This is a genomic window from Longimycelium tulufanense, assembly GCF_014645795.1.
GTDB classification, from domain to species: Bacteria; Actinomycetota; Actinomycetes; order Mycobacteriales; family Pseudonocardiaceae; genus Longimycelium; species Longimycelium tulufanense.
The window spans coordinates 1-10,912 of record NZ_BMMK01000044.1 but is presented as its reverse complement, the minus strand read 5'-3'; the positions used below and the strand labels follow the sequence as shown (position 1 = coordinate 10,912).

The 10,912-nt window shown below is 69.3% G+C and carries 8 protein-coding genes; 3 read left to right on the top strand and 5 right to left on the bottom strand.

What is annotated here, in order from left to right:
• Positions 1-11 precede the first annotated feature (11 nt).
• A complete protein-coding gene (locus tag IEY55_RS27930; protein WP_189061561.1) occupies positions 12-1,073 on the top strand; it encodes a C40 family peptidase in 1,062 nt (353 codons plus the stop codon).
• A 278-nt stretch (positions 1,074-1,351) separates the two neighbouring features.
• On the opposite strand, the gene IEY55_RS27925 is transcribed toward IEY55_RS27930, so the two are convergent.
• The 3 genes from IEY55_RS27925 to mobF form a co-directional block, all read right to left on the bottom strand.
• Positions 1,352-1,558, bottom strand: coding sequence for a hypothetical protein (locus tag IEY55_RS27925; RefSeq protein ID WP_189061560.1), 207 nt, complete (start codon positions 1,556-1,558; stop codon positions 1,352-1,354).
• A gap of 100 nt (positions 1,559-1,658) precedes the next feature.
• Entirely contained in the window at positions 1,659-2,240 is a 582-nt protein-coding gene (locus IEY55_RS27920; RefSeq protein WP_189061559.1) for a hypothetical protein, read from the bottom strand.
• Positions 2,233-7,254, bottom strand: a complete 5,022-nt coding sequence (gene mobF, locus IEY55_RS27915) for a MobF family relaxase (RefSeq protein ID WP_189061558.1) — start codon at positions 7,252-7,254, stop codon at positions 2,233-2,235. The genes IEY55_RS27920 and mobF overlap by 8 nt, the downstream gene beginning before the upstream one ends.
• Before the next feature lie 397 nt (positions 7,255-7,651).
• On the opposite strand from mobF, the gene IEY55_RS27910 reads away from it, so the two are divergent.
• Positions 7,652-8,110 (top strand): hypothetical protein, encoded by a 459-nt coding sequence (locus IEY55_RS27910; protein ID WP_189061557.1) that lies wholly within the window; start codon positions 7,652-7,654, stop codon positions 8,108-8,110.
• A gap of 82 nt (positions 8,111-8,192) precedes the next feature.
• On the opposite strand, the gene IEY55_RS27905 is transcribed toward IEY55_RS27910, so the two are convergent.
• Complete coding sequence (locus IEY55_RS27905) at positions 8,193-8,393, bottom strand: hypothetical protein (protein WP_189061556.1); 201 nt, start codon at positions 8,391-8,393, stop codon at positions 8,193-8,195.
• Between the two features lie 155 nt (positions 8,394-8,548).
• On the opposite strand from IEY55_RS27905, the gene IEY55_RS27900 reads away from it, so the two are divergent.
• Positions 8,549-10,129, top strand: a complete 1,581-nt coding sequence (locus IEY55_RS27900) for a 3'-5' exonuclease (RefSeq protein WP_189061555.1) — start codon at positions 8,549-8,551, stop codon at positions 10,127-10,129.
• Between the two features lie 24 nt (positions 10,130-10,153).
• Here the strand turns inward: IEY55_RS27900 and IEY55_RS27895 are convergent, their stop codons facing one another.
• A complete protein-coding gene (locus IEY55_RS27895) occupies positions 10,154-10,798 on the bottom strand; it encodes a hypothetical protein (protein WP_189061554.1) in 645 nt (214 codons plus the stop codon).
• Between the last annotated feature and the right edge of the window lie 114 nt (positions 10,799-10,912).

Genomic DNA, 10,912 nt, shown 5'->3' with positions numbered 1-10,912 from the left:
TCGTGCGTGCAGTGAAGGTGTGGCTGTTCACCACGATCGCCCCGATCACGCTGGTGTTTTCCCTGCTCGGCCTGTTCATCGTCGCGATCGTCTCCGACGACCAGGCCGAGGCCGCCGGCCGGCGTGGCATGGTCTGCACGACCGAGGGCGACGGAGCCACCGGCACCGTGGCCGGGATGGCCGGGGAGCAGTTGAAAAACGCGTCCGAGATCGTGGCAGCAGGCAAGGAAATGGGCCTGCCGCAACGAGCTTGGGTGATCGCCGTCGCGACGGCGATGCAGGAATCGACGCTACGGAACATCGGTTACGGTGACGCGGCCGGCCCGGACTCGCGCGGCCTGTTCCAGCAGCGTGACAGTTGGGGTCCGCTCGCGGTGCGCATGAATCCGCGCGAGTCAGCGAAGCTGTTCTATCGAGCCCTGATCAAGGTGCCCAACTGGGAGTCGCTGCCCCTCACGGTGGCTGCGCAGAAGGTGCAGCGCTCCGCGTTCCCCAGCGCGTACGCAAAATGGGAGCAGAAGGCGATGGAGGTCGTCGGCGCGGTCGAGGGCATCCGCTGCACCAGCAGCGGTGCGGCCGGACTCCCGCCAGGGATCACCTTGCCTGACAACCCGAAGGCGGCCACGGTGGTCAAGGCCGCCCTGTCACAGGTCGGCGTGGACTACGCCTGGGGCGGCGGCAACGCGAATGGTCCCACCAAGGGCATCCGGGACGGCGGCGTAGCGGACTCCTTCGGCGACTACAACAAGATCGGGTTCGACTGTAGTGGCCTCGCGCTGTATGCCTATTCCCAAATCGGCGTCATGCTGCCCCACAACACGCAACTGATGTGGAACCAGTTCCAGCCCGCGATCACCGACCGAGCTAAACTTCAGCCCGGCGACCTGCTCATGCTCGGCGGCCGGGAACGCTCGACCAGCAACGTCCACCACGTCGGTATATACCTGGGTGGCGGGAAGGTCGTCGAGGCGCAGAAGAGCGGCACCAAGGTCATGGTGCGCGACAATATCTGGGACCCGTCCTCGAACTACGCCGGGGAATTCGTGGGTGCACTGCGGCCAGGGGTTGTGTGATGCACTATGCATCACCGGCCGCCCTTACTTCGCTTGGCCCGCTGGTCGGCGGTGCTGGCCTCGCCGGCCACACTCCGTCCGCCGTCCGGCGAGCTGGACGGCTGCCGGTAGGGCGGGGGACCGGGTAGGGGCTATCTACCTGGTCCACCCACCGGACGCGAATCGTGTCCGTGTCCGATCGGACCGCGGAACGAACACCGCCGCGCGCATGACCAATCGAACCCCTGATTGGAGCCCCGTCACGTCGCCCAGCGTTGGGGCGGGGCTCCTTCACGAGGCTAGGCCCTCGTGATCTCGTAGTCCTCTACGGTGGTTTCGACCTCCCGCAAGCCCAGCAGACCAGGGATGGAGAAACGCACGGTAGTGGCGCTGAACAAACCAGCCTTCACCACCACGCCGGGGCTGCCCTCGGGCACGGTCGGACGGAGGACGCCGCCGATGCCTCGGGCAGCAATCACCTGGTCGCCCACGCTGTAACTCGACATGAGGTTGAGTGTCCTTCCCGCAACGACGTTCCCGAGTGCGTCGACCACCCTGTCTGATGCAGCGCGCATCAGCTTCATCGGCCGGTAAGTGCCCGTTCCTTCAGTAGACCTGCTGGTCGACGCGCCATCCCCCATCGGGGCCGCGGAGGACGTTGACGGTGGCGGCGACCTTCTCGGATGGCGTGGGTGGTTCGCCGTTGGCGCAGGTGGTCTTGACCGCGCCGGAGACCAGGACAGGTGCGGCGGTGTCGGTACCGGGATTCTCGGCTGGGCGCGTGCCGTTGACATTCTCAACCTTGCTGGTGCAGTGCCGTTCCACGAAGGTGCGCCAGTCGGCTCCGCCGTTGCCGTCCCGGTACTGGTCGTACTCACCGGCAAGTCGGTCGGTGATCACGGGGCGGATGCGGTCGATCCATGCGCTCGGACGGGGGTCGGTCCAGCTCACCGATCGGTAGGCCACGAGCCATTCCTTGGCTGCCGCGATGGGGTCGGTGTAGTGGGTGGCCGGCGGCGCGGTTGCCGTGGACGTGCCACTCGTCATGTCCGCAGGTGTGGTCCGGTGGAAGCTGGGCTGTGTCGTGGTGGCGGTGGGGCCGGAGCCGGCCGACTGGCCCGTGCAGGCGGTGGCCACGAGTGCGAGGCCAGCGATGGTGAGCCGCCGTAGGTGCTGACGGTTAGTCACGCTCGATCCCTTCGTCCCTGCCGTGCTCGTAGGCTCGCCGGTATTCCTCGTCGGCGACCTGCTGCCGCCTCTGGTCCTGGTCCGTCTCATTCTCGTCGGCGCCCATTACGTCGGGGTGCGGTTCGATGTCGTCCAGTTCGATCTCGGCCTCGCCCATGATGGCGGCCGGCTCGAGGTCGACGTCCTGGTCCACTTCAAGCTCGCTGAGTTCGATGTCAGGGTCGATCGCTTCGGGCTGAGGCTGCGGTTCCTCGTCCGGGCCGGAGAGCGTGCGGCGGATCGCGGCGAGGCGTTCGGCCACTGTTGCCGGCTGGCTCGGGGTCTCCGGCTCGGCGGGCGTCGGCTCGACCGGTGCGGCCGGTTCCTCGGGTGCGGGACCGTCTTCGGGCTCGCTGGTGTCGAGCTGCTCGACCTGTTGGAGGTAGGTCTCGCTGGCGTCGGCGACCTGCTGCCAGAAGTCCGGTGCGGTCGGGTCGGGTCCGGCGGGAGGCGGTGCTGCGGTGGCCTCGGCCGGGCTGGCTGCCGGCGGCTCGGCCTGGTTGCTCGTGATCGGCGGCGCGACGGCGTGTTTCTGCTCGCGCCGCGTTCGTCCTGCGTCGGCCAGGCGGTCGCGAATGGCGCGGGCTTCGGGGGTCAGCGGCGCTGATGCCGGCTGTGTCGCGCGGGCCTGCGGGGTGTTGGGGAGCACCGTTCCCACCCGGTAGTGCAGGACCTGGGCGATGCTCTCGGCGGTGTCGAGTTCGCGGGCGGCGGCTTGTTCGGGGAGCACCGCGGCGGGGTCGAGGCCGGCGGCTTCAACGGTGTGAAGCCGGGCGGCGAGGGCGGGCCATGCCGGGTCGGCGAGGATCGTTTCGGCGTGCTGGGGCAGTCCGGCGCGGACCCACTGCTGCGCCTCGTGGTGGAGCCACTGGTTACAGCTGACCCTGATCTGCGTCGCGAAGTCGGCCGGGCGAGCGGCGTTCGCCCGGTGTGGGGTCCGCGTGCGGGGGCCGCCGACGAGGGCGGGTTCACGCTCGGGACGGCGGCCGAGATAGCGCAGGACCCATTGCCGGGCACGGCGTTGGGTGCCGCGCACGTTGGCCGGCCCCAACAGGGCCGGGTCGCTGTCGGGGATGTGCCAGTGCTCGCGGTAGGCGGCCACCTGTCCCGCTGAGGCCAGCCAGTCGGCGCGGTCCAGCGGGTCGTCGGGCGCCGGTCCCAGCTCGCGCGTCCATGCCGGGAGCCGGTCGGCGGCGCGTTGGCCGAGGGTGCGGACGCGGCCGGCGATGCGCTCGGCCTGGCGGCCGAGCCAGTCGGCCAGGTCCATGAGATCGGTCTGTCGGCGGGGTTCGGTGGCGCTGAACAACGCGAGCTGAGCGGGGTCGACGGCCGCCGGACCGGTGTCCTCGGTGGGCTGCTCGTCGACGGAGACTAGGAGCAGTTGGCTCGGGTCCGGGCCGCCCAGCTCGGCCGGCTCCAGCGCGGTTTCGACGTACTCCGCAGTGTTCACGGTCGGCGGGTCGAGGTCGAACAGGGCCAGCTCGGCGGGCGTCGGCGCGGCCGTCTCCGTCGGCTCGCTGGTGTTGAGCGGCAGCAGGAGTTGGCGCGGTCCCGGCCCACCGTAGGGGGCGTGCTGGGGGTCCGGTTCCGGGCGCATAGCGACTTCGCGCACGTACTCCGGCAGTTGCTGGTACTCCGGAAACGGTGTCTCGCTCGGCGGGCTGGCAACCCACCCTGGCAGGTCGGCCGGACGGCTCGGTGCAGTCGTGTCGGTGTACTCGATGTCCTCCAACACGCCCGTGACGCGGTAGTGCATCACCTGGGCGATACTCTCGGCGGTGTCCAGCTCTCGCTCCTCGGCCGCCTCGGCCAGCAGGGCGGCCGGGTCGGTTCCGGCCTCGGCGACCTCGTGCAGGACAGCGGCCAGCGCGGGCCATGCTTCGTCGGACAGGATCTCCTCGGCCTGCTCCGGCATCCCGGCGCGGACCCACTGCTCGGCCTGTTCCTCGGCCTGGTCGCCGCTGTGCAGGTGCAGGCCATAGATGTATTGGGGGACGGCGTTGTCGAGCTGGTAGGGCGCTTCCTGCGCGGCGCGCATCTCCTCGGTGGCGCTGGCTTCGGCCCCTTCGTGGCGGATGATCGCCGCGAGCATGTCGCGGGCAAGGGTGCGATTGCGTTCCCGATAGAACAGGTCACCCGGCAGCGTTTCGGGCTCGTCGGCACCGATGACCTGGTCGGTCTCCAGGTAGCCGTAGTTGGCCTCAATGCCTCGGGACAGCGCCACGAGGCCGGCCTCGCGGGTCGTCGAGGGGGACAGGTGAGCGCGGGTGATGTCGACGGTGAGGCCCTGGCTTCGGTGGATCGTCGACGCGTAGCCCAGCTCGACGTGCTGGCGCACGTAGTCTGCGGGCAAGGTGATGCGCCCGCCGTGGGTGAGGTGGCGGAGCAGGAGGCGGCCGTCGTTGTGACGGCGTTCGACCGTCCACAGGTCGCCGTTCTTCACGTAGTCGAGCGCGCGGAACACGATCAGCCGGCGTTTGTTCTTGCGTGTGACGATGATGTCGCCGGTGCTGGCGGTGGTGCCATCGTGCAGCTCGACGCCCTCGGCCTCGACGAGGCCGGCGGCGCGCCTGTCGGCTTGGGCGCGCAACGAGAGCTGACGCACGGTCTCGTTGTTGTCGGAGATCATGATGCTCGTGCGGCCGGAGTCCTGGTCGGCTCGCCAGTCCTCGTAGAGCTGGTCCAGGACGGCGGAGCGGACACCGGAGCGCAGCCGGTTGTTGTCCGCATACCAGTCCGCGGCGGCGGTGTCGCCGACCCGGAAGGCCAGTAGGGCGTCTGCTTCCTCGGGGTCACGGAACCGCCGGACCTCGGTCAGCTCGACCCCGCCCGCCTCGTGATGGAGCAACCGGAGCGCGCCGCCGGCCTCCACGGCGGTGAGCTGTCGGTAGTCTCCAACGAGGCGCACGACCGCGCCTCGCTCCCCGGCGAGGGTCACGATCTCGTCCAACATGCGGGTGCCGGCCATGCCCGCTTCGTCGACCAGGAGCATGTCTCCGGCGCGCACGTCCACGTCGATGCCGTGCCGGTGGGTGGTCAACAGGCGATGCATCGTGTCGGCCTGCACACCCAGTTCCTCACCGAGTACGGCGGCGGCTGCGGCCGAGGGAGCCAACCCGATGACACGTCCACCGGTGGTCTCCCACGCGGCGCGGACTGCTCGCATGGCGGTGCTTTTGCCCGTTCCGGGCGGGCCGATTCCCACCGCGACGGCGAGTCCGGAGCCGACGAAGTGATGGACCAGCTCGCGCTGCCCCTTGTTGAGGTGCTTCTTGCCGCGCCAGGTCCGGCGCTCCAGCCGGGCGATCGCCGCGTCGATGACGGCGGTTGCGGCCGTCGGACCCCGCCGGGTACGTGCGGCGCGCACAAGCCGTTCCTCGGCATCGAGGACTGCGGTCGAGGTGTACCGCTCGGCGCCTCTCCGGCGGAACACCGATTCCCCGTTGGCGCGCTGCAACAGTCGTGGTGCGGCGTCCACTTCGATGTCCAGCATCACGGACTCTACGCCGAGGGCGCGCTGCACAACGGTCGCCACGAGCGCGTCCCGCTCGACGGTGGATGCGAACTGCACGCCCCGCAGTTGCCGCTCAACCTCAGGGCGAACGTGGTAGATCGTCCACGTCGCACGGTGCGTGGACACGGTGTCGATGACCACAGCAGCCAGGGCCTCGAGGTCCACTTCGGCCGCCGTGCGGCCGGTCGGTTCACGCCCTGATGCCGCCTGCATCAGGGCGCGCACGTCGACCCCAGGGAGGATCTGGGCGGCGCGCTGAAACCACTCGGTGACCTGCTCGGCCATCGTCTTCGGCCCGTCCTTGTGGGGCCGATCGTCCAGACAAGCCTGCTGCGCGAGCCGGTACTGCACACTGCGTGGGGGAGTGCGGCCGTGCTTGCGGACGTAGTCCCGCACGAGCTTGTCGTAGCCGTTTTCAACCTGCTCGCGTCGACGCGAGAACCACTTGATCAGCTTTTCGGGGATGCCGTCGATCTCGCGTACGGGCCGCTTGTCGCTGCCCTTGCTGCGCTCGATCCACCGCACTCCCAGCAGGCGCACCATGTTGTCCTCGAACCGTGCGTTGTACCGCTCGCTCATGCTGACGGCGATGCGGTGCATCTGCCGGGAGTCCAGCGTGCGCCACTTCCCATCTGCGGCGAGTACCCGATTGGAGATGGCGACGTGGGTGTGCAGGTTGGGGTCTCCGGCGCGGGAATCGCGGTGTTGGAAGGCCGTCGCCACGAACCCGGAGGTGTCGACCTGGGCCACTCCGCCGGCCCCAACCCGGGTGTAGGCGCCTTCCTTCTCGCCGTAGCTGAGGGCGTCCCGCCATGCTTCTTCGTGGGCCTGCTCGACCAATGTGCGGATCTCGTGATCACCGAATGCCCACATCAGGCTGGCCGACTTGGGCGGAGTGAACACGCAGTCGAACCCCGCGACTGGCTGACGCGCCTTGCCCAGCTCGTCGACGATGAACTTACGGATCTCCGGCTTCGTCCAGACCCGATGCGGGTCCTTCAGCTTCAGCAGCGCGGCGGCCGTGTTCTCCTTGATCTCGCGCCGCTCCTCAACCGTGGGCCGGCGCTGCTCGCGCTGCTCGAACCGCTCGTAGGCGGCGCGCAGCTCGACCGCGAGCGGGATCTGTTTGTCGTACTGTGCGAACCGGCGGCCGAGTCGGACGGCGTTGATCGCCTCCTTGATCGACACACCTTCGGCGATCTTCTCGGCGATCAGAGAGTCCGCCTCGGGATGCAAACCCTCCCCAAAGAGCGCCTGCATCTGGGCTTCGGACACCTCGCCGGAGACACCTAACTCGGCACATCCGGAGCCGACCCACTGGCCTGGGGGCGCACCGGCTTGGGTGTAGTAGGCAGTCATCGGGTCCGCCTCGGCCTTGCCCTGGCGCTGCACGTCGCCGGTCGCCACCTGCCGCGTGAGGTACGTGTAGCCGTCCCCTGCGTGCAGGACGTGCAACGTCATCACGGACCCGATCACCCCCTCTCCGGAGGCGATCGTACCCGGCCCCCGCCAGGCCTTTACTTCCGCACACTGCATAGTGCCAGAGGTGTGGCGGAGCTGGGGGCGCGCCGAGGAGGGGGTTCGGCGGATAGTGGCGGCGCGGGCCCGGGAGAGCGCCGAGCGAGCGGCAAGCGAGCGAGGGCGCGACGTGGGGCGCGCCGCCGGCGAGCATGGATAGCCAGGGGAGAGTGCTGCCGCCAGGCTCACCGGCGATCTCGGGCCGTGAGCTAGATTGTGGTGTTGCTGCCCGCCAGGTTGTTCCAAGCGTGTTCTTCCGCATCCGGGCGCGAGCGTGGCGAGCGCAACCGTTAGGAGTTGGGGAGTTTCCTCATCAACGCGACCGTTAGGGTGCGGTGGTATGGGGACACGACGAACCTCTGCACAGGTGAAGGCGCGGGAGCTGGCTCGCAAGCGGAAGGCGGAGCTGGACGCACAGCGTCAGGAACGCGAACGCAAGATCGAGGATCTGATGGTGGCCTTCATGGAGGCTCGTCTTATCCGAGACGAGGCGCTGTCCACGGTCACCGCATCGGAGCAGCGGATGGCTCAGGCGATGGCGGAGCTACACCAGCTCGGCGAGACCACGGCGCGCATCCGGGAACTGCTGGACATCGCGGATGACAGCGAGTACGCGAGGCTGCGCAAGGTAGCGCCGATACCCAAGCGGACCCGCACGAAGTCGGCGGCGAAGCAGGAGCAGACCACAGTGGAGCCCGCTGCCGATACAGCGAAGCCGGCGGTGGAGATGGCGTCTCCTACGGTTGCGCCACTCCCATCCGGCGGGGGCTTGGGGGAGCAGGAAGCCGCCGCGGGGTAGGTACGCGACGGCTGAGGGTTAACCGGGGAGAGGGGAGCGCGTCAGACGCTCCCCTCTCCCCGGTTTCTGTACGCCGGCCCGGCTACGGCAGCAGCGGCCCGGCAGGGATGTCGAGCATTGTCGCCGTCGTGGTTGGCGCGATCCGAGCCAGCTCCTCGGCGATCGCCGGGAATCCGTCGTAGATCTCGTTGCGGACGGCTGCGTGCTCGACACCGGTGTATGACCAGCCAGACAGGAGCTCGACATCGCTTTGACGGGTCAACCGCTTCTCGCGGTTGCTCACTACGACATCTCCCCATTCCGTTCCGGTCAGTCTTCTGGGTGAGCATGAAGAGGAATGGGTCTCCGCCCCCTGCTGTCGTGTCGGCCTCGGCTGGGAGGATCACCGCGTTCGTTGATCGGGCGAGTTTGCCGGGTGAGGAGAGGGGGAGCGCTGGGATGACCGCCGGTGTCTCGCGCAGCGTCTACGGTCCGCTGGTGTTGGCGGAGACGGTCGGCTTGCGGCGGTGGCAGGTAGAGCGCGCCGAGTCGGTGGGGATGCTGCCGCTGCGGGGTCACGACCGTGGATGGTTGCCGGAGCAGGTGGAGGAGATCCGCGCGCTGGTGCCGGAGATTGTGGAGCGGTTCGGTGCCGAGCATCCGATTGGCGCGGCGCGGGCGGCGGAGCGGGTCCGGTCGCGGCTTGGGCTGGATGTGCGGGGGAGTGACGTTGAGGCCCTAGCGGAGGGCGGGTACCTGGCGGTAGTTGAGGTGTTCGTGGATCGGAAGGGCCGGAGGCATGATTTGTTCGCGCCGGCTGAGCTGGACGCGCTGACCGTCGACCAGGTGCAGGAGGTCATCACCGCGCGTGAGGCGTGGATGGCGTCGTCAGTGTCGGTGGACGAGGCGTGCGAGCGGCTGGGGTGGCGGCGCGAGGACGTCGAGCGGGTCACGGCCGAGCGGAAGATTCCGCGCGGCCGGCTCGGCCGTATCGCCCGTGCGGACCTCGACGCGCTGGCGGCGGATGCGGTGTTGTGCGCGCAGGTCGAGGCGGACCGGCTGCTGACGGCCGACCAGGTCGCCGAGCGCCTGGATGTGATGCGGCGGCACGTGGACATCGCGGTGGAAGCGGGATGGCTGACCCCAACGAAGGTCCACGAGAAAGTCGTGGGCCGGTACCGGACGGTCGACGTTCCGCTGTATCGGGCCGGAGATGTGGACACCCTGCTGGAGCGGCCCGATATCAACTGGTCGGAGGTGCGCGAGACGCCGAAAGGGGAGCGGTCGCCGCTGCTGGATCTGGTGGGCGGACGCGCGGCGACCCGGGCGGACGTGATCCGCGCGTTCCTGCGGGACTTCGGCGCCCAGCATGGGATCGAGATGTGGGGCTGGTGGGTGCCCGGCCCGGATGTGTGGGAGATCGACTGGGAGCGCATCGAGGGCGGCCCCACCAAGGGGGACGTGGTGGCCGCCATCGCTGCCAATCCGGCGGTGCGGCGGCATCGGCGATGCATCCGGTTACACTCTGCGGCGGGTGCGGCAATCCGGTTCGCTCGCGCGATGCTCGAACCGGGCCGGGCGGTCATCCTCGACACCGAGACGACCGACCTGTACGGCGCGGTGTGTGAGATCGCGGTGATCGACGCCAGCACCGGCAAGACGCTGTTGAACACGTTGGTGAACCCGGGCGTCCCGATTCAACCCGGCGCCTACGCGGTTCACGGCATCACCGACGAGGAAGTCACCGCCCCGGGCGTCCCGACGTGGCCGGCCGTCTACAAGCGTGTCCTGCGCGTCACGAAGGGGCGCACGATCCTGGCCTACCACGCCGACTATGACCGGTCCGTGGTCGCGAGGGACTGTGAGCGGTACAGCATCCGCCGGACCCGGCTGGCCGATCCGCGCCTGTGGGCGGACGTGATGGTGCCACGCTCGGATCACGCCCGGTCCCGCCGGTGGCTGCCCAACGGCGGCGGGCACCGCGCGTTGGGTGATGCCCGGCAGACGCGGCATCATTTGCTGCGCATGACCGCCCCGTGACGCTCGCCTTGGCGTGGTCGCAGGCTACGGGTGGCGGCCTGGTCCGTCGTGGACGACGCGGCCGGCGCGGACGATGGTGAGTCGCCGGGGTCCGATCTGCCGGTCGAACCACAGGTCGAAGAGTGTGCTGGTGCGGGCGGCGACGGGTGGGGTCTGTCCGGTGAGGGTGTCGAGGTCGATCGGCTCAATGTCGGGGGTGATGCCGCCTGCATCATCGTCGTGGGTGGCGGCGGTGAGCAGGATGAGGCGGGCGCTGCCGTCGCGCCGGTCGGGTCCGGCGGGGGACTCGACGGCGGCGTAGGTGGCGCCGTATCCGGTGTGGTCGGGCTGGACCAGGACGACGTCTCCGGGACGGAGGGGATGCCAGGTCTGGCGGTGCAGTTCGCGGCGATGCGTGGTGGCTGGTGGCGCGGTGTCTGTCGGTGTGGTCGAGGACGCCGGGGAAGGGGAGCGCCCGCCATCCTGGTTGCTGATACCGGTGATCTGGAAGCGCAGCAGGTGTTCCCACGCCTCGCCCGGCGCAGGTTGCTTGCGTCCCTTATAGGGGGCGCGCAGGCGCGGGATGGTGAGCGGGGTTCCGTTGCGCATGGCGTGGGCGATGGCGAGGAGCTGATCCGGGTTGGCGCCGATGAGCCGGGCGTCGATGGGCTCGTCCATGGGCGGGGTCACGGGGTGCGTCCTTCCCTCTCCGGGGCAAGCAGATCCGGGGTGAGGTGGGTGGGGAGCCAGGTCTCCAGTGCGGCGACGGTCGCGCGGGCGGCGAGATAGTCGGCGGGAGGGTCG